Origin of the sequence: Segatella copri, assembly GCF_051861805.1 — a bacterium.
GTDB classification, from domain to species: domain Bacteria; phylum Bacteroidota; class Bacteroidia; order Bacteroidales; family Bacteroidaceae; genus Prevotella; species Prevotella copri_M.
In genome coordinates this window covers 473,038-497,110 of the sequence record NZ_CP146520.1, presented here as the reverse complement: position 1 = coordinate 497,110, position 24,073 = coordinate 473,038, and the positions used below count along the sequence as shown (strand labels likewise).

18 protein-coding genes and 2 tRNA genes are annotated in these 24,073 nt (G+C 46.8%); 5 read left to right on the top strand and 15 right to left on the bottom strand.

The features are described from left to right. Nucleotides 1-3 precede the first annotated feature (3 nt). Nucleotides 4-4,596 (top strand): acetylxylan esterase, encoded by a 4,593-nt coding sequence (locus V8Z93_RS01860; protein WP_439432231.1) that lies wholly within the window; start codon nt 4-6, stop codon nt 4,594-4,596. A gap of 45 nt (nt 4,597-4,641) precedes the next feature. After that, a complete protein-coding gene (locus V8Z93_RS01855) occupies nt 4,642-4,806 on the top strand; it encodes a hypothetical protein (RefSeq protein ID WP_439432230.1) in 165 nt (54 codons plus the stop codon). Between the two features lie 154 nt (nt 4,807-4,960). On the opposite strand, the gene V8Z93_RS01850 is transcribed toward V8Z93_RS01855, so the two are convergent. Beyond that, entirely contained in the window at nt 4,961-5,818 is an 858-nt protein-coding gene (locus tag V8Z93_RS01850; RefSeq protein ID WP_022121533.1) for an enoyl-ACP reductase FabI, read from the bottom strand. Nucleotides 5,819-6,095: 277 nt separating this feature from the next. Here V8Z93_RS01850 and V8Z93_RS01845 point away from each other — a divergent pair, with 277 nt between their 5' ends. Then, nucleotides 6,096-6,821, top strand: a complete 726-nt coding sequence (locus V8Z93_RS01845; protein WP_439432229.1) for a porin family protein — start codon at nt 6,096-6,098, stop codon at nt 6,819-6,821. A gap of 125 nt (nt 6,822-6,946) precedes the next feature. Here the strand turns inward: V8Z93_RS01845 and metG are convergent, their stop codons facing one another. The 12 genes from metG to prmC all read right to left on the bottom strand — a co-directional run bounded on the left by metG (nt 6,947) and on the right by prmC (nt 18,520). Then, entirely contained in the window at nt 6,947-9,013 is a 2,067-nt protein-coding gene (gene metG / locus V8Z93_RS01840; RefSeq protein WP_439432228.1) for a methionine--tRNA ligase, read from the bottom strand. Nucleotides 9,014-10,141: 1,128 nt separating this feature from the next. Beyond that, the gene (locus tag V8Z93_RS01835; protein WP_203039106.1) at nt 10,142-11,692 is read right to left on the bottom strand and encodes a YifB family Mg chelatase-like AAA ATPase; all 1,551 of its coding nucleotides are present in this window, start codon (nt 11,690-11,692) and stop codon (nt 10,142-10,144) included. Between the two features lie 42 nt (nt 11,693-11,734). Continuing rightward, a complete protein-coding gene (locus V8Z93_RS01830; RefSeq protein ID WP_439432227.1) occupies nt 11,735-12,742 on the bottom strand; it encodes a DUF4369 domain-containing protein in 1,008 nt (335 codons plus the stop codon). A 26-nt stretch (nt 12,743-12,768) separates the two neighbouring features. Next, nucleotides 12,769-12,854 (bottom strand) — tRNA-Leu (locus V8Z93_RS01825). Between the two features lie 20 nt (nt 12,855-12,874). Continuing rightward, nucleotides 12,875-12,947, bottom strand: a tRNA-Gly gene (locus V8Z93_RS01820). Between the two features lie 131 nt (nt 12,948-13,078). Beyond that, nucleotides 13,079-13,750, bottom strand: coding sequence for a hypothetical protein (locus V8Z93_RS01815; protein ID WP_439432226.1), 672 nt, complete (start codon nt 13,748-13,750; stop codon nt 13,079-13,081). 49 nt (nt 13,751-13,799) lie between these two features. After that, the gene (gene argH, locus V8Z93_RS01810; protein ID WP_439432225.1) at nt 13,800-15,137 is read right to left on the bottom strand and encodes an argininosuccinate lyase; all 1,338 of its coding nucleotides are present in this window, start codon (nt 15,135-15,137) and stop codon (nt 13,800-13,802) included. A gap of 15 nt (nt 15,138-15,152) precedes the next feature. Then, on the bottom strand, nt 15,153-15,614 hold the full coding sequence (locus V8Z93_RS01805) for a polyketide cyclase (protein ID WP_089543321.1): 462 nt from the start codon (nt 15,612-15,614) through the stop codon (nt 15,153-15,155). Between the two features lie 17 nt (nt 15,615-15,631). Then, nucleotides 15,632-16,264: an orotate phosphoribosyltransferase gene (gene pyrE, locus V8Z93_RS01800; protein ID WP_218412668.1), complete on the bottom strand. Its 633-nt coding sequence runs from the start codon at nt 16,262-16,264 to the stop codon at nt 15,632-15,634. Between the two features lie 94 nt (nt 16,265-16,358). Then, nucleotides 16,359-17,087: a ComF family protein gene (locus tag V8Z93_RS01795; protein WP_439432224.1), complete on the bottom strand. Its 729-nt coding sequence runs from the start codon at nt 17,085-17,087 to the stop codon at nt 16,359-16,361. Beyond that, the gene (locus tag V8Z93_RS01790) at nt 17,069-17,596 is read right to left on the bottom strand and encodes a regulatory protein RecX (RefSeq protein WP_439432223.1); all 528 of its coding nucleotides are present in this window, start codon (nt 17,594-17,596) and stop codon (nt 17,069-17,071) included. The genes V8Z93_RS01795 and V8Z93_RS01790 overlap by 19 nt, the downstream gene beginning before the upstream one ends. Before the next feature lie 18 nt (nt 17,597-17,614). Continuing rightward, the gene (gene prmC / locus V8Z93_RS01785) at nt 17,615-18,520 is read right to left on the bottom strand and encodes a peptide chain release factor N(5)-glutamine methyltransferase (protein ID WP_439432222.1); all 906 of its coding nucleotides are present in this window, start codon (nt 18,518-18,520) and stop codon (nt 17,615-17,617) included. 87 nt (nt 18,521-18,607) lie between these two features. Here prmC and ribD point away from each other — a divergent pair, with 87 nt between their 5' ends. Then, nucleotides 18,608-19,645 carry a bifunctional diaminohydroxyphosphoribosylaminopyrimidine deaminase/5-amino-6-(5-phosphoribosylamino)uracil reductase RibD gene (gene ribD / locus V8Z93_RS01780; RefSeq protein WP_439432221.1) on the top strand — a complete coding sequence of 346 codons (1,038 nt, stop codon included), beginning with the start codon at nt 18,608-18,610 and terminating at the stop codon, nt 19,643-19,645. Beyond that, complete coding sequence (locus V8Z93_RS01775; protein WP_187360455.1) at nt 19,642-19,800, top strand: hypothetical protein; 159 nt, start codon at nt 19,642-19,644, stop codon at nt 19,798-19,800. Before ribD ends, V8Z93_RS01775 begins: the two co-directional genes overlap by 4 nt. A gap of 88 nt (nt 19,801-19,888) precedes the next feature. Here the strand turns inward: V8Z93_RS01775 and V8Z93_RS01770 are convergent, their stop codons facing one another. Next, nucleotides 19,889-23,182, bottom strand: a complete 3,294-nt coding sequence (locus V8Z93_RS01770; RefSeq protein ID WP_439432220.1) for a glycoside hydrolase family 2 TIM barrel-domain containing protein — start codon at nt 23,180-23,182, stop codon at nt 19,889-19,891. Between the two features lie 286 nt (nt 23,183-23,468). Beyond that, nucleotides 23,469-23,942: an RNase H family protein gene (locus V8Z93_RS01765; protein WP_203039124.1), complete on the bottom strand. Its 474-nt coding sequence runs from the start codon at nt 23,940-23,942 to the stop codon at nt 23,469-23,471. Nucleotides 23,943-24,073: the final 131 nt, after the last annotated feature.

Here is a 24,073-nt window from a genome sequence, read left to right as displayed (position 1 = left end):
AAGATGAAAAAGTTAATCACATTATGGCTTCTTTCCCTCTTGCTAGTGGGAATGAATGCCACGGCAGCCACCGTTAAAGTGCGTACCACTTTATGGACGGGTACGAAGGCGTTGGGTGCCTCGTGGGGAGACTATGTGCAGCTGGCGGCTGAAAAATTCGCCCAAGCACAAGATGGCAACTCCATTGCCATCAGTTACGAAACTCCTGAATCTGGTAATTCGCAGATGGCACTCAAGACAATGGCGACAGGTTGGCCTAAGCTTACTGGCACCGACTTCATGACTCTCACTGCTGCTACCACTAGCGAGCAAACTATCCAGGTAACCGCTACTATGCTCACTGAGCTGCAAGCTACCGGACTCGTTGTGGGTGGATGCAACTACACTGTGAACAAGATAGACCTGATAAAAGATGTGGAGACCAGCGATGTGGAAAAGGGCAATCCTGTAACCAACGTTTGGACTGGCAACCAGCCTATCAGCTGGACCGGCACTAAGAGTTGGCAAACTCTTAAAGCCGACCTCTTTTCCAATGCCAAGGTAGGCAACAAACTGCGTTTCAGCTATTCCAACCTGGCATCTGGAGCACAGGGTCATATCAATAGCAGCAGCTGGAAGGACATCACTGATGCCACAGAATACATCAATCTCAGCTCCAGCTACTATGAATATACCATTACCGAAGCGATGCTTCAGGAACTTCAGGCAAATGGTTGCATCGTGAATGGTGTAGGCTATACTTTGACATCTGTTGATATCATCGACCCTACACAGATACCAAGCATCGAATGTAATGTAGAAAAGACCAATATCAAGTGCTGGGAGAAGAACGAAACCCCAGTCATCACTTTGCATCTTCAGAACTTGGAGAGTAAGGAGCAGACTGTTACTGCTACTGTAAAACTTCGTACAGATGCTTATGTGGATTATAAGACCTATACTGCTTCTGCCACCATCCCATCTGGCGAAAAAGCGGATGCTGTAGTAAATATCACCGACCTCAAGCCAGGCTTCTACCATGCCGTGGTTTTAGCAAATTATGGTGAGGTAGCTGATTTCAATATCGGTTATGATCCAACAAGCATCTCCTCGCCTGCTGATGCTCAGGCAGACTTCAAGGAATTCTGGGACAAGGCAAAAAGCGATTTGGCAAAGATAGAGCCTAACTATAAGCTCACCAAGATAGAGGAGAAATCTACCTCTAAACGCAATGTGTATCTCGTAGAGATGAACTCTATTGACGATGGCGACGGCAACCCTGTAACCATTCGTGGCTATTATGCCGAGCCAGTGGCTGCAGGTACTTATCCAGTCATCATTACCCAGAATGGTTATGATAGCGATGTTACAATACCAGCTCTTAACTTCTGCCCTAATGGCGATAGCAACCCAGGATGGATAGAACTGAACTTGTCGGTTCGTGGACAGGTTATCAACAATCGTGAGCCTAACACCAACAAGTATGGCGACTGGTTTGCCTATAACTTTGGCAAACGTGACTCTTATTATTATCGTGGCGCCTACATGGACGTAGTGCGCAGCATCGATTTCATCGCTTCTCGTGATAAGGCGCAGAAGGACAATATCTTTATGATGGGCGGTAGCCAGGGCGGCGCACTTACCATTGCTGGTGCAGCTCTTGACAATCGTCTGAATGCCATCGCTCCAGCTATCCAGTTTATGGGCGACTTCCCTGATTACTTCAAGGTTGGCGCATGGCCAGCATCTGTGGCAAAGAAGCAGCAAGAGAGTCTCAACTTGAGTGATGATGACATGTATAAGATGTTGTCTTACTTCGATACCAAGAATCTGGCTCCATATATCACTTGTCCTGTGCTCACCTGCATGGGCTTGCAAGACCCAGTGTGCCCACCACACACCAACTTCGCACCTTATAATAATCTCACCGTGACCGATAAGCAATATATCGTCAATGGCGAGTTGAAGCATCAGACAGCTACCACTTGGTATAACGACTGCCTGACATTCTTCAAGAATCATATCAAGAGCAGCGAGGTGGAGGGAGAGACGGTAGATGTACCCCTCAACATCTGGAGTGGAAATCTGAGTATAGACTCATGGAATGTCTGGCAGCAGTTGCCTGCAACCAAGTTTAGCATGGCAGCCGTAGGCGACGAACTGAAGATAACAGTGCCATCATTGGTAGAAGGTGCTACTTCTCATCAGTTGATGCTCCAAAATGGTTCATGGACTACATTAGCTGGTACTGAGACTCAGACTATCACCGCAGCACCTTATACTTATAAGGTAACTATTACCGATGAAATGCTCACTGCCCTTAATGATAAGGGTATGATTGTAAAGGGTATCGGTTTTAACCTGAGCAGCGTAGACTTGGTTCACAAAGTGAAGAAAGGCGACAACGAGAACAAGGGCAATGCCGTAACCAATGTATGGAATGGTAATCCAGTAGCTATTAGCTGGACTACAGATAATAATCACTCTGAGCTCATTAAAGCCGAAAAGTTTGCAGATGCCAAGGCTGGTGATAAGGTTCGTGTATCCTATAGCAATCTGGGCGTAGCCACTGCCACAGGCCGTATCTTGGCAGGTTGGACCGCTTTCTCTGGTTTGAAGAATATAACTTTCAATGGTGGAAGTTATTATGAGTATACGCTCACCGATGATATGCTTACAGCCATTAATAAGAGTGGACTCCGCATCAGTGGCAATGCTTATACGTTGACCAGTGTTGATATTATCGACCCTGCCAAGGAATATACTATCATCTCTCAATATGATGAGGCTGACATCAAGGCATGGGAACCTGGTGAGTCTCCTAAGCTCGGTATGACCATCACCAATATCGAGTCCGTTCCTGTTACCACCACTTATAAGGTAACCATCCTTCGTGACATGGTAGATGATGACACTCAGACTCACAGCGTATATCAGACCTATCAGCAGGAGGTAACACTCGCAGCTGGCGAAACCAAGCATGTGGATATCCTCTTTGATAAGCTTACTGCGGCTGGCTTCTATAAGTTGACAGCCAATGTCAATAACAATGATGTATGTTCTTATAATATCGGTTATAACCCAACGGGCATCGTATCAGAATCTACAGCTCCAAAGGATTTTTGGACTTATTGGAACAATGCCAAGAAGGATTTGGCAAGTGTAAACGCAGACATTAAACTAGAGGAACTTGCTGACAAAAGCTCTTCTAAACGCAAGATTTATCTTGTTACAATGAAGTCGGCACCTGATACTAAGGGTGGCAATCCTGTAACGATTCGTGGCTACTATGCAGAGCCAGTGGCTGAAGGCAAGTATCCTACACTGCTCCACTTCCAGGGTACTGATGGTGGCAGCGGCACACCATGGTGTCCTAATGCTGATGACAATGAGGACTACTGTGAGTTTGTACTCTCTGTAAGAGGTCAGATGCTCAACAACCGTGAGCCAAACCTCGCCGACAATGTATATGGACGTGACGAAAAGACAGGTAAGACCGATTATTACTCTTATGGATGGGGTGACAAGGAGAAGCATTATTATCGTGGTGCTTATCTGGATTGTGTGAGAGCCGTGGATTTCTTGAAGGCTCAAGGCAAGGTAGATGTGAATAACATCTTTGCCGTAGGCGGAAGCCAGGGCGGCTGCTTTACATACGTGGCAGCAGGACTCACAGGTGCATTCAAGGCTATCGCTCCTTCCATCACAGGTCATGCCGACTTTGTGGATGGTATGAAGATTGTAAACTGGCCTCGTGTCAACTTCCTTGCAGCTAAGGAAAAGCTTGGTATGACGGATGATGAGATGAACGAATTCAATGCTTACTATGACGTGATGAACTTTGCCAGTCATGTGAACTGTCCTACCATCACTTCATTCAGTTTGCAAGATACCACAGACCCTGCTCATACCAATGTGGCACCATTCAATTTGCTCATCAATGTAAAGAGTGAGGACAAGCAGTATATCATCAATCCATTCTTGGGTCATGCCACTGCATCTGATTGGGGAACTAAATATCTTGAGTTCTTCAAGAAGTACACTAACGATAATGCCCCTGCTGGTAGCGAAACAGCCGTGGTTACCTCTGCAAAGTATGCCACATTCGTACCAACAAGCAATGTTGTAGTGCCAGAAGAAGGTGTGAAAGTATATACCGCAAAGGTTAATGGTAGCAAAGTACAACTTTCACCAGTAGAGGCTGGTACTGTGCTCGGTGCAAACGAGGGCTTTGTTATCGCAGCCGATGCTGATAGTTATGATTTCATCGTAACTCCTCGCACTGCTGCATCACTTACTAACGAACTGAAGGCTGCTACCACAGAGGTGGTAGCCGACGGTTCCCAGTATATCTTGGCACAGAGAAACAACATGGTGGGCTTCGCTAAGGCAAAAGCTAACACCACTATCGCCAAGGGCAAGGCTTATTTGAAGGTGAACGATCTGAGTAATGCGAGAGCATTCTATTCTATCGATGGTTCAACCACAGGTATCAGTGGCATCACCAATGCTGCTCAAGCAGATAATACCATCTACTTTAGCATTTCTGGTATGAAGACAACAAAGCCTCAGAAAGGCATTTACATTCATAACGGAAAGAAGGTGGTGCTGAAATAAATAGTTATAACCCAATAAATAAAAGAAAAGATGAAGAAACAATATATGAAGCCCATGATGATGGTGCAGGAAATTGAGCAAACTGTGCTCTTGGCTGGTTCTTATGGTTCTAACCAAGATGGATTCAGCGATGACTTGGATGATACTCCAGTCGATGGACCTTCAGCCCTGTCTAGGGACTTTGGTTTTAAGAACTGTTGGGATGACTGATGAACAGGTGAAGTTTAGTAGGTTATTTTTAGTATAGATTGTTTACTTTAGTTAGTAAAAAAGTTGAGGGTGTGTCACGTGATGTGACACACCCTCTTATTGTTTTTTATAGCTTATGAGTTCTAGCTATTTTCTGTAACGGTGAATTTGTTGATTATCCATAGATAACCTTACCGTTCTCATCCTCATAAGGAGTTATATCCTTAGCATACTGGTTCATGGCACGGAGGCTCATACCCATTGATGAGAAACCACCATCGTGGAAGAGGTTCTGCATAGTCACCTTGCGGGTGAAATCAGAGAACATCATCACGCAGTAGTTAGCGCAATCCTCAGCCACAGCGTTTCCGAGTGGAGACATCTTGTCGGCGAAGTCCATCATGTTCTCAATGTCCTTGATACCCTTACCTGCTGTTGTAGCTGTAGGGCTCTGAGAGATGGTATTGATGCGGACGTGCTTCTCACGGCCATAGATGTAACCGAAGCTACGTGCGATGCTCTCGAGCATGCTCTTGGCATCAGCCATATCGTTATAGCCGAAGAATGTACGCTGAGATGCTACGTATGTGAGGGCTACTACAGAACCCCACTCGTTGATGGCATCCAACTTCTTGGCAACCTGCAACATCTTGTGGAAAGAGATAGCAGAGATATCCAATGTCTTGTTCAGGAAGTTGTAGTCGAGGTCATCGTATGTACGATGCTTACGAACGTTAGGGCTCATGGCTACAGAGTGGAGAACGAAGTCGATCTTGCCACCGAGCTTCTCCTGAGCCTCAGTGAATACCTTTTCCAAGTCTTCAACGCTAGTCGCATCAGCTGCGATGATAGGAGCGTTGATCTGTTCAGCGAGCTTATCCAGCGTACCCATACGCAAAGCCATAGCTGTATTACTAAGTGCGATAGTAGCACCCTCTTCAGCAGCCTTTACAGCTACTTTCCAAGCGATTGATTCCTCATTGAGTGCACCGAAGATGATGCCACGCTTGCCTTTTAACAAATTGTGAGTCATTGTTATCTTAATACTTTTGTTAATACTAACGGCATGTTTTGATAAACATGCCGTTGAATTCGTGCGCAAAATTACGAAAAATGTGCAATATACGCAAGTTTTTCGCCAAAAAACTCTCGTAAACGTTTTCTTTTTTATGATATATCAACAAATATGGTCGTTTTTTCCTTCTACTGAGGGTGTTTATATGCAATATTTCAACGTGTTTTCAGTTTATATAGATATAAACAAAGAACGAGATATTGACAAATATTGAGGTATAAACAATTACTGAAAGATGAAAAAGAATATTGTAATATGGATGATGCTGTTGCTTGCTTCCGTAGGAGCGATGGCACAGGAAGTGGAGAATCCTGTAGGAAAATTCTCTGTGATTCCCCGTGTAGGTGTTGCTTTGTCTAATTGGAGTAATAACTCGATTTATGTCAGCGATGCTTTGGACGGTGAAATCAAGTCGAAGAATCAGGCTGGCTTTATGGCTGGTGCAGATGTGGAATATCGTGCTACAGAGTATGTAGGGGTGTCTTTGGGAGCCTATTATGCTCGCTTGGGCTACCGTTTCGCTGATTATGAAACCGTAGAGAATACTGTAGGGAATGCTGATAAGAAACAATATTGGGGCATCAAGAACCATCATGCTGATATTGATTACATCCAGGTTCCCTTGATGCTCAAGGGCTATGTAACCCGTCAGTTGGTGGCAATGGTGGGCATACAGGCTGGTTTCCGTTGCGGAGATGCCAAATACTCTTGGGAGGAGACTTCTTTGGAGAAGGACAAGGATGGTTCTACCTATTATAAAGATACGAAGACAGTAGAGGGAACCCTTGTTGCCAAGAGTACGAATATCTCTATTCCGGTAGGTGTTTCGTATGAGTATATGAATGTCATCCTTGATGCACGATACAACATCGGTTTGACAAATATGCTGAATATTTCGGGATTTGACAGTCCAAAGAATAACTTCTTTACTTTCACGGTAGGTTATCGCTTTACTCTTTAGATAAGAAAGATAAGGTAGATGGGAAAGATAAGGTGGATGCAGGAATCTCTGTTCAGAGATCTTGCATCCACCTTTTATTATCTACTATTGTTTTTCTACGAGATGATTCGTGTCATTCGTCTGATTTATCCAACCTGACTTCCTGGCTTAACCTTGCCAAGGAGAGAAGTTACGTTCAATGAGCCGTCGAAGTTGACTGCAGAGAGAATCATACCCTGGCTCTCGATGCCCATCATCTTGCGAGGAGCAAAGTTGGCTACGAACAATACGTCCTTGCCGATCAGCTGCTCTGGCTCGTAGTAGGCTGCAATACCAGAACAGATAGTGCGCTCTACGCCAGAACCATCATCGATAGTGAACTTCAGAAGTTTCTTAGACTTCTTCACCTTCTCGCAGTTCAGGATGTGACCTACGCGGATATCGAGTTTTTCGAAATCATCGAAGCTAACCTCTGGCTTGATAGGAGCAGCCTGATAAGAAGCCTCCTCGTTAGCCTTCTTGGTATCAGCGAGCTTCTGGAGCTGTCTTTCGATAACCTCATCCTCAATCTTCTCGAAGAGCAATTCAGGCTCACCGAGCTGGGTACCAGCCTTGAGCAAATCTGTGCTGCCGAGCTGAGTCCACTCGAAGTTAGGCATATTGATCATCTTGCGGAGCTTCTCAGAAGAGAATGGCAAGAATGGCTCGAAGGCGATGGCAAGGTTGGCAACCAACTGGAGGGAGATGTTCAAGATTGTCTCCACACGCTTAGGATCGGTCTTCCAAACCTTCCAAGGCTCACACTCTGTGATGTATCGGTTACCGATACGAGCCAGGTTCATAGCTTCCTTCTGAGCCTCACGGAACTTGAATACGTTGAGATACTGCTCTACTTTCTCCTTCACGTCCTTGAACTCGGCAATAGCCTTCTCATCTACCTCCTGCAATTCACCGCAGGCAGGAACTACGCCGCCCCAATACTTCTTGGTGAGCTGGAGGGCACGGTTTACGAAGTTACCGTAAACGGCAACCAACTCAGAGTTGTTGCGCTCCTGGAAATCCTTCCAGGTAAAGTTGTTGTCCTTGGTCTCAGGCGCATTGGCTGTCAATACATAGCGCAATACATCCTGCTTGCCTGGCAAATCTACGAGATACTCGTGCAACCATACAGCCCAGTTGCGGGATGTTGAAATCTTATCATCCTCCAGGTTCAGGAACTCGTTGGCTGGTACGTTGTCTGGCAAGATATAGTCGCCGTGAGCCTTCAGCATGGTAGGGAAGATGATGCAGTGGAACACGATATTGTCCTTACCGATGAAGTGAACAAGACGTGTTTCTGGATCCTGCCACCACTTCTGCCATGTTCCCCACTTTTCTGGATGAGCATCGCAAAGCTCCTTGGTGTTTGAGATGTAGCCGATAGGTGCATCGAACCAAACGTAGAGCACCTTGCCTTCTGCACCCTCTACTGGAACAGGAATACCCCAATCCAAGTCGCGGGTCATGGCACGTGGCTGAAGATCCATATCCAACCAGCTCTTGCACTGACCATAAACATTGGTACGCCACTCCTTGTGACCTTCCAGGATCCACTTCTTCAACCAATCCTGATACTTGTTCAATGGAAGATACCAGTTCTTGGTAGGCTTCTTGACAAGACCATGACCAGGATTGTTCTTGTTGGTAGGGTTGATAAGTTCTTCAGGAGAGAGGGTAGCACCACATTTCTCGCACTGGTCGCCATAAGCACCTTCAGCACCGCAGCGAGGGCAAGTACCCACGATGTTACGGTCGGTAAGGAATTCGCCTGTTACCTCGTCGCAGAACTGCTCCTCTACCTTTTCCTCCAATACGCCCTTATCGTAGAGTGTGCGGAAGAAATCAGAAGCAAACTTATTGTGAGTTGGTGAAGTGGTACGGCTGTAAACATCAAAAGAGATACCGAAATCCTCGAAACTCTTCTTGATGAGGTTGTGATAGCGGTCGACTACCTCCTGTACGGTGATACCTTCCTTCTTGGCACGGATGGTTACTGGTACACCATGCTCGTCGCTACCGCCGATGAAAACAACGTCTTGCTTCTTGAGACGGAGATAGCGAACATAGATATCGGCTGGCACGTAAACACCTGCCAGGTGACCGATATGAACACCACCGTTGGCATAAGGCAATGCTGCGGTAACGGTGGTACGTTTGAAATTCTTTTGTTCCATATTAGCTAATATATTTTTGTTATTTGGCTGCAAAATTACAAAAAAATGTTGGAAATTCGGTATATTTTCTGCCCTTTTTCTATTCTATTATATAATAAGGTGTAAAATGAAGGGGTAGAAAAGAAAAATGTTACGGGGTAGAAAACAAAAATGGCCCTAAGCTTGACGCTTAAGACCATTTTTATGTAGCCACTACCAAGGTGGTTACATATAAGAAGGTGGATGTTACATGATGTTCATGTAGGCGATAACTGCCAACTCAGCAACGAGGATAACGAAACCAACTTTCTTAACCAATTTTGTTACTTTGAAAATGCAATCCATAATTCTTAATCGTTTTAATGTTTACTATTATATTCAATTCTAAGCAACGTTGTGACAACGTTTGTTTTACGAGTGCAAAGGTACTTGTTTTTCTACTATTTGTGGGGTATATTTTCTCTAAATGGGGTATAAATTGTTTTTTAATTGCATTTTTATAATAGAATTTACTCCTTTTGAATAGAATTTACCACCTATTGTAACTTGTTTGTAGTCTGATTTTTGTTGCTGATTTGTTTCTATGTTTGCTGTTTGTAGCCAGTTGATGGTCTGCTTAGGGGGAAAAATTAAAGCCTTAGCAGTTACTTTTCAGATAACTGCTAAGGCCTTTCCTTTATCATTTACTATTGATGGTAATCTTTGTTCTGTATTAACTTTAATCCCAAGAGGATACTTGTTTGATATGACCTATCTTATTTGTTATTGGATAGCCATATAAGCAATTACAGCCAACTCGGCGAGAAGTATTCCAAATCCCACCTTCTTTATAATACTTGTAATTTTATAAATGCAATCCATAATCTTTAATTTTTAATGTTTGACATTTGTGACAATTGCTTGTCTTTCTAACTCTGATGCAAAGGTAGCACTATTTTGTCGACTTTGGGGGGATATTTTGTTGATTTAGGGGACGAATGTTGTTTTTTAGGTGGATAAAAAACAGATTTTACCCCTTATGCCCCAAAATGTACCATTTTGCTGTATGATATTGTTGTCGTCTGTACCTTTGTCTTTTTTGTTGGAATTGCATTTTTTGTGAGAAAAGGTGGATTATCAGTAAAAAACAGAAGATTTTCTGTTTTGTGTCTACAGATGTCCCCTTTCTGCCCAGTCGCCTCTGTCGAGTGTACGGTAGCCGATGGCTTCTGCAAGATGAAAAGGCTCAACGCGTTCGCTTCCGGCAAGGTCGGCAATGGTGCGAGCCACTTTCAGAATGCGGTTGTAGGCACGGGCCGACAGGGAGAGCTTCTCCATCGCCATGCGCAGGAGGTTGATGCCTTCTTCGTCTGGTTCAGCAAACTGGTGAATCATTCGCTCTGTCATCTGCGCATTGCAGTGGATGCCTTTGAATTCCTGGAATCTGGCTGCTTGAATTTCCCTTGCCTTGATGACGCGTTCGCGAATTTTGGCACTAGGTTCACCTGGAGCGGCGGTTGAGATGTCCTTGAAAGGGACAGGACTTATTTCGCATTGGATATCTATTCGGTCGAGCAACGGACCCGATATCTTGTTCATGTATCTTTGAATCTGACCCGGTGTACAGACACAGCGGTGGGTTGGATCACCATAGTAACCGCATGGACATGGGTTCATGCTTGCTACAAACATAAAGGAGCAAGGGTAGTCGATGGTGTATTTGGCTCTGCTGATGCTGATGTGTCGGTCTTCCAGCGGTTGGCGCAACACTTCCAGCGTAGTCTTGTTGAATTCCGGGAGTTCGTCACAAAAGAGCACGCCATTGTGGGCGAGCGATATTTCGCCAGGCTGTGGAGAGGTGCCACCTCCCACCAGTGCTACTTGTGAGATGGTGTGGTGGGGGGCTCTGAACGGGCGCTGGGCAATGAGAGATACATTCTTGCTCAGCTTGCCCGCTATGGAGTGTATCTGCGTTGTTTCAAGACTCTCTGAAAGGGTGAGTGGGGGAAGGATGGATGGCAATCTCTTTGCCATCATGGATTTGCCTGATCCCGGAGGACCTACCATGATGAGGTTGTGTCCGCCTGCGGCAGCCACTTCCAGGGCACGCTTCACGTTTTCCTGGCCTCTTACGTCAGCATAGTCATAGTCACAATGAATCTGGTTTTCGTAGAATTCCTTTCTCGTATCTACGAATGTAGGCTCAGGGGCAGAACGGTCGCTTAGGAATTGGATGACATCGAAGAGTGTTTTCATGCCATACACTTCCAGGTTATTGACCACGGCTGCTTCTCTGGCGTTCTGTTCGGGTACAATCAGTCCTTTATAATGTTCTGCCCGGGCTCTGATAGCGATGGGGAGGGCTCCCTTGATGGGCTGCAGCGTGCCGTCCAGGCTCAGTTCGCCCACCATCATGTATTCCTTGAGGTGATCCTCTGGGATATTGCCATTGGCTCCCATAATGCCGATGGCTAATGGGAGGTCAAAGCTGCTGCCTTCCTTTCGGAGATTGGCTGGAGCAAGATTGATGGTGATGTCGGCTATCGGAAATTTGAAGCCGCTGTAAAGAAGGGCTGCAGCGATGCGGTCACGGCTTTCCCTGACCGCCTCGTCGCCTAAGCCCGTAAGGTGGTATTGAACGCCTCGGTTGAGGCTTACTTCTACTGTGACAGTCGTGACTTCCAGGCCGTTGACTGCTGCGCAATAAGTTTTTACTAGCATATACGCCTCCTCTTTTATAAGTTAGACATATGGCTCGCGGTGTTATTTGAGCAGTTGGTCTAACTTATTGTAGAGTTCTTGCTTTTTTAGGCCTCGGGCGATGATTTTTCCGTTTTGTATGATGATGTTGTCGGGAAGTGAAGTCATTCCCAACTTCTTCAGGTTCTTGTCTTCAAGCATTTCGCCATTGCATACGACAGGCCATGTGATGGAGTCGTTCTTCAGGGTGCTCTGGCAGTAGCTTTTCGCACCATCCAGGCAGAATCCCATCAGTTTGAGCTTTCCTTGCGATTGACGCTGGCGACTTTTCAGGTCTCTCTGCATGCTTTGACTGTCATAGTTAAATGTAGACCAAGTATAGATGACTGCCACCGGAGCACTGCTCATCTCAGTGCTGGAAACCAGTTTGCCATTGATGTCATAAGCTGTGAAAACGGGTAGTTTTGCGCCTACGCCGGCATCTTTCATCCTATTCACCTGCTGCTTCAGCTTAGCCAACTGTGTGTTCTTAGGCTGCTCTTTCTCGCAGATAGACAGGAGAGAGAGCGCCTTCTTGTAGTCAGGTTTGATGTTTGCGATGAAATATTTCTTAATCAGATACAGGCAGACCACCGAGCTGGCATTGTCTTTGATGAATGTTTCTGCCTGTGCACTTTCCTGAGGAGGCGTGTTGCCAAGGATTGATTTGCGGAATTTGGTCATTAATTCATTGTCTTTGGTGCCTTTAATCTCCATTTCCTTCAGGTGAGAAGCGTCACCTTTCAGCTCTACAGATTCTCCTGATTCTGCAAAGATAGGCTGCTCAGAGAAGTTTGGGAATACAATCATGAGGGTATGGCTTTCCGTGCAAGGCATTTCATAACTGAAACGGCCACCAACAACCTTGATAGTATCGACGCCGTCGATGCCACCATCTGTGCTGTAAACGTAAAATTCGCCTTGATTCATGTTTAAAAATTTGCCCTCAAGTTTAAAGTGACCACTGCTGACACCACATGATGTAAGCGCGATAATGAAAATAAGAGATATGATATAAGCAAATTTTTTCATAATGAAAAATTTTAAGGGAGGGTGAGTGCCGCGAGCGGGACTCGAACCCGCACAACCATTTCTGGTCAAGGGATTTTAAGTCCCTCGTGTCTACCAATTCCACCATTGCGGCATGGTAAACGTAAGAGCTAGAGCGGAAAACGGGACTCGGACCCGCGACCCCAACCTTGGCAAGGTTGTGCTCTACCAACTGAGCTATTTCCGCATTTCTTAATTGCGAGTGCAAAGGTAGTATAATTTCTTGAATCCACCAAATGTGTTTACATATTTTAAGAAAAATGCCGCATTTTTTCTTTGTAATGGGCGGATTTTCTAGGAATATCGCATGAAAATCCTTTAATTTCCTACTGTAATCACACTTCCGATGACACCGGAGTAAGTTACTCGGTATTGCATCAGCGGCTTGTCTTCCTTGGTTTTTCCTCCACTTGTCACAGTTCCGTTCTCCAAACTATATACTCTTTTGCATTTGTTGCAGATGACCGACTGTCTGTTTCCGGTCCATTCCAGCGGATAGTTGGTTCCGCCATATTGCAGGATGCAGTTGAGGCATTGTCTGTCCCAAGCCACGTATCCGTTAAAATTGGATAGGCCCATGATGAAGCCGTTCTTCGTGGCATCCTTCAGGTCGTTTCCCGCTCCCAGATAGCTGTAGTTGGCATAATTCTCCTTGGTTGTAGAGAGAACGATGGTCTCGGTCTTGTTCTTTCCGTCGTTGAGGGTGGAGTAGAGGTTCCATGCTCCGTTCACCTTCTTGGCGCTTACCATCGTATAGGTTCCTGCTCCCTGAAGTGCATTCTCGATGGTGCTGCCGGGGTGATAGATGGTTCTGAAGATGAATTGGCAGGGATAGCGTGTACTGATGCTGTTGTCGGCATTGCATGATGACAGGATGCTTCCGCCCAGCAGAATAGCTGCTGCCGGAAGGCACAAACAAAGCAAGAGCATAGCTTGGTTGACTATGCTCTTCACCTTATTATATATATGTACCTTATTTATTATATACATTTCTTCTTCAGTTTGATTACTTTGATGGCATCAGATGATACACGCCTGCTTACTTCAGTAAGTCTTTCTCGGCATTCTCCATGCGCTCGAAGTGGAACTCTGAGAGCGTTTTCTCCATCAGTTCCTGAATCTTGTCGTTGCAGAGGTTGCCGATGCTTCCCTCATGCGTATGGTGAATATCCTTGTTTGGCTTGAATTCGCCCGCTTCGATTTCCAGTCCCACCTTCTTGTAGGCATCACGGAAAGGCATGCCGTTGGCGGCAAGCTGGTTCACCTCTTCTACGGAGAACATTGGGTCGTAGCGAGGATCGTCGAGGATGTGCTCGTTCACCTCCATCTTGTTGATGATGTAAGCTGCCATCTGTAGGCAGTCTTTCAACTCATCGAAGGCAGGAAGGAACACTTCCTTGATAATCTGAAGGTCGCGGAAGTAACCCACAGGCAGGTTGTTCATGATGAGCATCACCTGCTGAGGCAAGCTCTGCAGCTTGTTGCTCTTGGCGCGAATCAGCTCGAATACGTCTGGGTTCTTCTTGTGAGGCATGATGCTGGAACCGGTGGTGCACTCCTTAGGCAACTTCACGAAGCCGAAGTTCTGGCAGTTGAACATGCAGGCGTCGAAAGCCATCTTTGCCAGTGTTCCTGCCACGGTAGCCATGGCGAAAGCCACGTTGCGTTCCATCTTTCCTCTGCCCATCTGTGCATAGACCACATTATAGTCCATACTGTCGAAGCCGAGAAGCTCGGTGGTCAAGGTGCGGTTCAGTGGGAATGAACTTCCATAACCGGCTGCGCTACCCAATGGGTTGCGGTTGGTCATGCGGTAAGCTGCCTGGAGGAAAAGCATGTCGTCGGCAAGTCCCTCAGCATAAGCACCAAACCAGAGTCCGAACGATGAAGGCATTGCCACCTGCAGGTGGGTGTAGCCCGGCATTAATACGTCCTTGTACTGATTACTCTTCTGAATCAGCTCGTCGAAGAGAATCTTCACGGCATCCACAATCTCCTTCAACTCATGACGGGTGAAGAGCTTGAGGTCTACCAGTACCTGGTCGTTGCGAGATCTTCCCGAATGAATCTTTTTGCCCATGTCGCCCAGTTTCTGGGTGAGCATCAGTTCTACTTGGGAATGAACATCCTCCACGCCGTCTTCGATAACGAACTCGCCCTTGTCGGCGGTGGCGTAGATATTCTTCAATTCTGCGAGGAGCTGGGTAAGCTCATCCTTCTCCAGGAGTCCGATGCTTTCGAGCATGGTGATGTGTGCCATACTTCCCAGCACGTCGTACTTGGCGAGATAGAGGTCGAGCTCGCGGTCGCGGCCTACGGTGAATCGTTCTATTTCCTTGTTTACTTCAAAGTTCTTTTCCCAAAGTTTATGTGCCATAATTGTATCTTTTTATTAATCCTGATATGGAATCATCGCCAGGGCGTCTGCAATCTTCTCGATGCCTTCCTGCAATGGTTTCTTCACCATACCCTTGATAAACATGTTGAGCTCTGCCTTGATGGTGAGCTTCATCTTGCATGAGAATTCTCCTGTAGGGAGCAGCTGAATCCAGAAGTTGAACGGGATAGGGCTGTTCTCTGTCTCGAATTTGATGGTTTTAGGAAAATCTCTGTCGATGATGCGCATCTTCAGGTCGCCCACCATTGGGGCGTTGATCGTGATGCTGTCGCTGTCGAATCTCAGGTCCTTGAGTTTCTCCATTTCCTTTCTCTTGTCCTCAGGAATCTGGTCTTTCACCTGCTCGAAGCGGTCCTTGAGCACCTGCAGGTTGTTGAGGTCGCTCAAAGTGTTAAAAACAGATTCCTGCTTGTGAGGAATCTGTTTGATATTACTTTCGAATGTACTTGTACTCATTATTGATGGGTCAAAAATTACTTCTTCCAGTTAGCTGGGTCCTTGCGCCACTCGTGGAGCAACTCTACGTCTTCCTGCTTGATGTAGCCTGTTTCCAAAGCCTCTGCCACTACGTGCTCGTAGTCAGTCAAAGTAACCAACTTCACGTTAGCGTCTGCGAATGCCTTCTCTGCTACAGGGAAACCGTATGTGTAGCTAGCTACCATACCTACAATCTCGTTGCCGTTCTTGCGGAGAGCCTCCACTGCCTTGAGTGAGCTGCCGCCGGTAGAAATCAAGTCTTCTACTACAACAACCTTAGCCTTAGGGTCGAGCTCTCCTTCGATGAGGTTCTGCATACCGTGATCCTTTGGTTTAGAACGAACGTAAACGAAAGGCAAGTGCAACTCGTCGGCTACCAATGCACCCTGTGCGATGGCACCTGTAGCAACACCAGCTACAGCGTCAGCCTCTGGGAACTGCTCCAGAATGGCGTGTACGAGTTCGAGCTTCACATAGTTGCGGAGTTCTGGGAAAGACAATGTCTTGCGGTTGTCGCAATAGAATGGTGACTTCCAACCAGAAGCCCATGTGAATGGATCGTTAGGCTGCAATTTGATAGCCTTAACCTTCAATAACTTAGATGCGAATTCTTTCTTCAGTTTGTCCATAATTCTATAAGGATTAAATAATTATAATTTATATCTGCAAAGGTACGACAAAAAAATGATTAATCATCATAAATGGCTTATTAATTATAGATTTTTAATCGTGTGTCCATCCGATGGTGGTGATGCTGAATTTCATCTTGCCCGCCTTGAGCAGTTCTTCGCAGCAGGATACGAGGGTGGCGCCTGTGGTGCAGACGTCGTCGATGATGAGTAGATGCTTTCCGGCAAGATTGGTGATGGGGTGCTTGCCTTGGGTGTCGTGATAGAATGCTGATGTCTGGAACACGTGCTTTACGTTTTCCTGTCTTTCAGATCTGCTTTTGTGGGTCTGACTTTCTGTAAACACAGTTCGCCTGATGGCATCCGTGATGATGGGGAGTCCCGTTTTTTCCTGTATTCCCCTGGCTATCTCCTCGCTCTGGTTGTAGCCTCGCTCCTGTTGTCTTTTCCTGGTAATGGGAATGGGGATGATGGCGTCGATGCCTTCAAAGAAGTTGACTTCCAGTCCCTTGCTTCCGATGAGCCTACCCAGATAGGTGCCGATATCGGGACGATGGTGATATTTCAGCTGGTAGATGGCATTGCTGGTCTTGGAGTGGCTGCTGTAGTAGATGAGTGCGGCGCACCGCTCGATGGGGATGCGCCCCCAAAACATCTTTGCCATCTCGTTTTCGTAGGGGTCGCTCCAGGTCATGGTGAGGGGGAGGTGCTTGAGGCAATTTATGCAAAGCATCTCTTCCGAACCCAGCAGTCTGTTGTCGCAGACGGGACAATAGCGGGGCAGGAGCAGGTTGATGATTTTCCCTAAAATACTGAGTCGCATCCTTCTATCAAGTCTTCTTCTTTTAATTTGTCGATGCACTTGTGGATGACTTCCATGCTGTAGCCTCTTCCCAGGGCAAAGCGGATGAGTTTCATCGAACGCTCGTAGTCGTTCTTCGCCTTGATGCTCTTGTATTTGCTTTTCAAGAGGGGGAGGAGGGTTTCCATATACATGTCGTCCTCGATTTCCCCGAAGATGGGGTCGGAGATTTCCTTCGGGATATGCTTCATCCAGAGGGCCTGCTCCACCTTGCGGCGGCCCCATTTGTTGTACTTTATCTTGTCGTTGATGAAAAATCGGGCAAAGCGTTCATCGTCGATGAACTTCTTCTGGGTCAGGAATTCCATGTTTCGGGCGATGGCATCCTCGGGCAGTTCCCACTTCTTCATCTTGTCGATCATCTCCTGCGAGCAATGTTCGGCTTGTGTGCAGAGGGTGGTGAGCTTCAGCAGAGCCTGCTGCTCTGTCATCGGCTTCTTGGGGCGCTTGGGCTTGTTGTAATATTCCATAATGCATTTAATTTTATTTTATTTCTTTGCTTTCATCATTCTCTTCTTTCCGAAAGCATCTTCTTTGGTTTCAATATCCTTGAAGCCAAGACTTTGCAGCATTTCCCTGGTCTCCTTTTCGTAGATAGGATTGATTTCGAAGTATAATGCTCCTTCGGGTTTGAGAGCAGATGATGCATATTCTGCGATGGCACGATAGAACTTCAGCGGATCTTCATCAGGAACGAAGAGGGCGATGCTCGGTTCGTGCTCCAGCACATTCTTTTCCATATCTGCTTTCTCCTTTTCGCAGATGTAGGGAGGATTGCTCACGATGACATTCCAGCCTTTAGAAAGAGATGATTCTGATTTTGTTGCTTCAGATATCTCTGCTGCTTCCTCTGCTTCCTCTGCTTTCGGCAACATCAAGGCATCCTGATACTCTATTCTAACATTCCCGGTCTTCAGCATTTCCACATTCCCCTGTGCAATGCGGAGGGCATCTTCCGAAATATCCCATCCCGTAACTTCAGAATTTGGAATGGTCAATCCTAAAGTGATGGCGATGCAGCCGGATCCTGTGCAAATATCAAGAATCTGCTTCGTGTCATCTGCCTCCAGAGATGAAACATCCTCCTCTATCCATTGGCAGAGTTCTGCTGTTTCGGGTCTTGGAATCAGTACGCCCGGCTCCACATGAAAGGTTCTCCCGGCAAAGTCGGCTTCGCCCAAAACATACTGCACCGGCTCGCCATTTTGTAGTCTTGTGATAATTTCTTCCAGATTTCTTTCTTCGTCTGAAGATAATTCATTAACTTTGCCGCAGATTATGTCGGTCAGAGTCATTCCGTACTCCACATCAAGCACGGTGCGGACGATAGCCTGCGCTTCGCCAGCATCATAGAGTGGGGTGAGGGATTGCCAAAACTCTTGGTACGTTTTCATCTTGATATTGCTTATTGCTATTTGATTTGAGAGCAAAGATACGACATTTTATCGAAAGTGAGTAAAAAAATAAAAGAAAAGTTGATTATGGAACAAAATAAAGTATCTTTTCTGGATCCGAAGACGGGAGAGCCGCTCTCTCAGCAGGAGATTGATGAAATGTTCATGCGCCGCTGCCTGCAGTTGGCGAAGAACGGCAGACAGAATGCGAAGCCTAATCCTATGGTGGGCGCCGTCATCGTGAGCAGCGAGGGCAGAATCATAGGCGAAGGCTATCATGTGCGTTGTGGCGAGGGCCATGCCGAGGTGAATGCCTTTGCATCGGTTAAGCCTGAGGATGAGCATCTTTTAAAGGATGCCACCATCTATGTAAGTCTCGAACCCTGTTCGCATTATGGCAAGACGCCTCCTTGCGCCGACCTTATCGTAAGAAAAGGTGTGAAGAGATGCGTCTGTGGCTGCGTGGATCCTTTTGCCAAGGTGCAGGGGCGTGGCATCCAGAAGATTCGTGAGGCTGGCATTGAAGTAACGGTGGGGGTTCTGGAGGCGGAATGCCTCGAACTGAACAAGCGTTTCATCACCTTCAATACTCATCAACGACCATACGTCATCCTGAAATGGGCGCAGACGGCGAATGGCTTTCTGGATAATAATTTTCAGGGCATGGCGATTTCTACGCCATTCACCAAGATGCTTTCGCACAAGCTCCGTGCCGAGAACGATGCCATCCTGGTGGGTAGAATCACCGATGAACGTGACCACAGCCAGCTCAACGTAAGAGACTGGAGCGGCAAGGACCCGATACGACTGGTCATCGACCGCCATCATCCTTGTTTCGAGGGCTTGGACTTCTCCAAGGGTAAGGAAGAGGTGTTGAAGCAGATGATGCAGTACTTATATAATAATAAGGTGCAGTCGCTGATAGTAGAAGGTGGCGCCATCACCCATCAGGCTTTCCTCGATGCCGGATTATGGGATGAAATCAGGGTAGAAACATCTTTATCCACATCTGTGGGAAACGTGGTAACTGCCGGAACAGCAGCACCAAAGCTTCCTCATAACATCCGGTTAATCAGCCATGAGGCGTATGATAATAATATTATAAATAATTACGAACGAGTATGAGCAATAGATTTACATCGCGCCTGAGCGATAACGACGATTTCAAGCGAGACGAGTTGATTCGCAAGATAGAGCATGCCGTGGAGCACATGACGCTCGCTGAGCTGGAAGCCTTGTCGTATGACATGTTTACCAAGGGCTACATCCAGGATTACTAAACATTCAAACATAAGACAAAATATAAAAAAGGTGGGTGCTACAACAATTCGTGTAACACCCACCTTTTTTATATCTTATTCTTTTTCCTTATTTCGCCATCGGAGTGAAGCGCAAGGTGAACTCATGAGCTCCTGTCGGAGTCATGTACTGTGGCAGACAAGAGTCACCACCACAGCTGCGGTTACCGATGCCACGCTGCCAGAAATCGAAGTGAGCGAAAATCTGGTTAGAACGTACCAGGTCGTAAGGATGCTTGCCACCATAGAATACGTCGTAGTTGAACTGGGCATCATCGAAGTGAGACAACGAGAAGGCTACCATGCCCTCGGTGGTAATCTGCAACTTCGTGCTGTTGTTGTCCAATGTCAACTGGCGCAGGCCCTGGCGGTCGCCCATGGTCTGAGGAGCACTCTGCTCTTCAAACATGCCATCCACGGTGGTCTTGTACAAACCTAACAGCGAACCTCTCTGACGGTCGATGTAGTTGCTCCAAGGACCCTTGGCATAATACTCCACATTCTCGAAACCAGGAGCAAACTGCATGGCAATACCAATTTTTCGGGTTTCCTCAGAAGAATTGTTGGTAGTTACCTTCATATCCACGGTTCCGTTAGGATAGATGATGTAAGCAATCTGGTGAGTATCCTTACCGTTGGTAACGGCAGTTTCCACAACCACGTTCTTGCCCTGCTTCTTAGGAGCCTTCACCATCATCTTTTTGCCGGTGAGTGCACCCTCTTCCTTATTCTCGTTCTCGGCAACACCACCTGTAGCACCCAGGTTCACGTTGTCGTTGGCGATGCGGCGGAAACCGTTGAAGTCAGGACCTGCATTAGGCTGAACGAGCTGAGTATTGCGATAAGTCCAGTTGGCGATGGTACCATCCTCTGCGAATGTGATGCTGAAGTTGTTGCCGGTAATGGTGTTATCCTTCACCTTCAGCTTGCCCTTCTCCTGGATAGCTGGCAAAGTACCATGATCTTTCTGTACGAAGGTAGGGTCGGCAACAGATGTGCCTGCTACATTCTCTGCAGAAAGCTTGAACTGCTGCTGAGCCATCATATAACCCTGCTTGCTCCATGAAGTAGCCTTCTTCAGGATGAGGCTGAAGGTGATGACGTATTCTGCCTTATCATCTACAGCGGTGGTGTATGGGATGTTGATATCGCAGGTCTTGCCTGGCAATACAGATGGGATAGCCACCTGGTTCTTCTCTACAGATACACCATTGCGGAGTACCTCGTAGCTCAGATTATAGACATCAGCCAGGTTGGTGAATGCGCACTTGTTCTTCAGGGTGAGCACGCGGCTGTAGAAAGACTCGAAGTTCACATCTCTGTAAACATACTTCACCTCGGTGAGCTTAGCTGTCCACTCTCTGCCTGGAGTAATGATACCGTTGCTCATGAAGTCGCCCTGGAATCCTCTGTAACCGTTGTTCATCTTGGTATAGTCGTAACCGGATGTGTAGTAGTGGAGTCCGGTTTTAGGATCCTTCAGAGGAAGTCCCTTGCGGATGCGGCGTGTATCGTAAATACCCTGGTCAACCCAGTCCCAGATGCAGCCACCGGTGATACCGGTACTTGCCTCGATGAGGTCCCAGTATTCCTGCAGGTTACCCACAGCCTGACCCATGGCATGAGCATACTCACAGATAAAGTAAGGCTTGTTGTTGAGGCCATCCATCTGCTTCTTCACAACCTCGATTCTTGGATACATGTCTGAACCGAAGTCTGAGTACTTGGCACCGTGATTGTAGCCCTCGTAGTGAACCCAAGCATCGCGACCAGGCAAAAGCTCCTTCACCTTATCGTAGGTAGCCTGGAAGTTGTCGCCACCGCCTGACTCGTTACCGAGCGACCAGAATACCACGCTAGGATGGTTGCGGTCTCTCAATACCATGCGTTCTGTGCGGTCAACATAAGCAGCACGCCAGGTAGGGTTGTTAGAGAGTGAGTGGTTGTTGTGGCACTCCACGTCAGCCTCGTTCATGCAGTACAATCCGTAGTAGTCGAACATGGCATACATCTTAGCCTGACGAGGATAGTGACTGGTACGAACGGTGTTCACATTGGCCTGCTTCATCAGGATTACATCGCGAAGCATGGTTTTCACGTCGATGGCGTGGCCATAGAGTGGGTGAATATCCTGGGTGTTGACACCCTTGAAGAATACTCGCTTGCCGTTTACATAAACCAGTTTGCCCTTGATGGCAACATCTCTGAAACCGTATTTGGTAGAGAATACCATCTCTTCCTTGTCGCCTGCCTTCTGGCGGACGATAACGGTATAGAGGTTAGGCTGCTCTGAGGTCCAAGCCTTCAGACCAGTCAGGTTGTCGATGGTAAGGCGGCAGTTTTTCTCGCCGTCCTTGGCAGTCATGGCAACCTGTGCCGACTGCTTGCCAACAGATTTTCCCTGAGGGTCGAGGAGTTCAATCTCCAGCGTCTTCTCAGATTTCTCCTTGGCAGCGTTATTGATAGTCAGGTCAACATTCAGGTTGCCTGATGCATAATCGCTGTTCAGGGCAGATGTGATGTAATGATCTGCTACGAAAGTCTTTGGAGTGGCTACGAGATAAACATCGCGGTGGATACCACCCAGGTGCCACATATCCTGTCCCTCCAGATAAGAGCCGTCGCTCCAGCGGTAAACACGGACCGATACGTTGTTGTCGCCCTTGCGGACCAGGTTGGTGACATCGAATTCAGCATCGGTATTGGCACCCTGTGAATAGCCGGCATACTTACCGTTTACCCAAACCACGATGGCGCTGCAGGCACCGTCGAAGTGCAGGAACACACGCTTGCCTGTTTCCCAACCTTCAGGTAGATTGAAGTTACGGCGATAAGAACCTACCGGATTCTTGTCGAAGTTATCCTTGAAGGCAGTGATGAATGGCGGTTTGTTCTCGAAAGGATAGCCCACATTATTATATACAGGCACATCATATCCTGCCATTTCCCAGTTCAGAGGCACCTGGAGTTCCTTCCAGGAAGAAACGTCTGCGTTGTCAGCCCAGAAGTCATCCTTCTCAGGCTTGCCCTGTTTCCAGTCGGCAGTATAGTGGAACTTCCACTTGCCGTTGAGCAACAGATAGTTGGCACGTTTAGGTGTGAGCCATGGAAATTTGTAGTAATCGTCCTGCTGCATGGAAACAGTAGAAGAATATGGCACGAAAGTAGCATGGGCTTTTTCTTTGCGATCCTCAAACTTAGTCTCGTCTTCTACCCATTTGTCTGTAAACGGACAAACGTCAACCTTTGCCTCAACCACTTTCTTCACCTTTTTCTTGGTGTGTCTAGGTTGTGCAACAGCTGATGCGCTGAAGAGGAAGGTCAGTGCAACCGCAGCTCCCCAAAATAAATGTTTTTGTTTCATTGTCTAGTTGAATTATTAATAATTACAAGTTAGCTAGTTACGAATCTATTTAGATTTGGTGCAAAATTACGATTAATTCTTGAAACTTCCAAATAATTACCTAACTTTCGTGTGCTAATGGAGTTAAAAAACTGAAAAGTGTTGTGTGCTATTCTTTTCTATGAGCCTTATTTTGCTGATAGGGTACTGAAAATGCCATTTCGCGCAAAATAGTAACAGGCTATTCTGCGCAAAATGGGGTAAAAAACTACTTCGTGCGAAATAGTGAAATTTTAGAAGAAGAATCTTATCCTTTTCTTCCGAAATCTGCAGGTATCTCGCCCCACTTCTTTGTTTCCCATTTAAAGATAGGCACGGTGATGGGGTGGGTGCGGAGCCAATTTTCGGCACGGGCGATGACCTGATAGAGCTGCTCGGTTTGAGGAGTGCGCTCCAGCTTGGTCTTGCATTGCTTCTTGTTTACCCAGAGCTGGGCATTCACGCTGTCGCTATAGATTACCTTGTCTGTGATGCCTCGTTGGGCCATCAAGGCTAGGGCGTGGACGATGGCAAGGAACTCGCCGATGTTGTTGGTGCCGTGGATAGGACCATAGTGGAAAACCTGCTCACCAGTCTGGAGATCAATGCATTGGTATTCCATCGGACCCGGATTGCCGGAACAGGCAGCATCCACAGCCCAGGCATTCGCCTTTACCTCGTTGGGCAAAGGCAACACGGTATCGTTTCTCCATGAAGGAGGATTTACGGGCATCTTATTCATTTTTTTTCTATTCTTTTATTTTCTGTTGATTATTGTTTTAGAATCCTATCCTCTATAAAAACGAAATGAGCAATCCCCAGAGTCTGGCTCTGGGGGTGCTCATTATTTGTCAATAGTCAATATTCAATTGT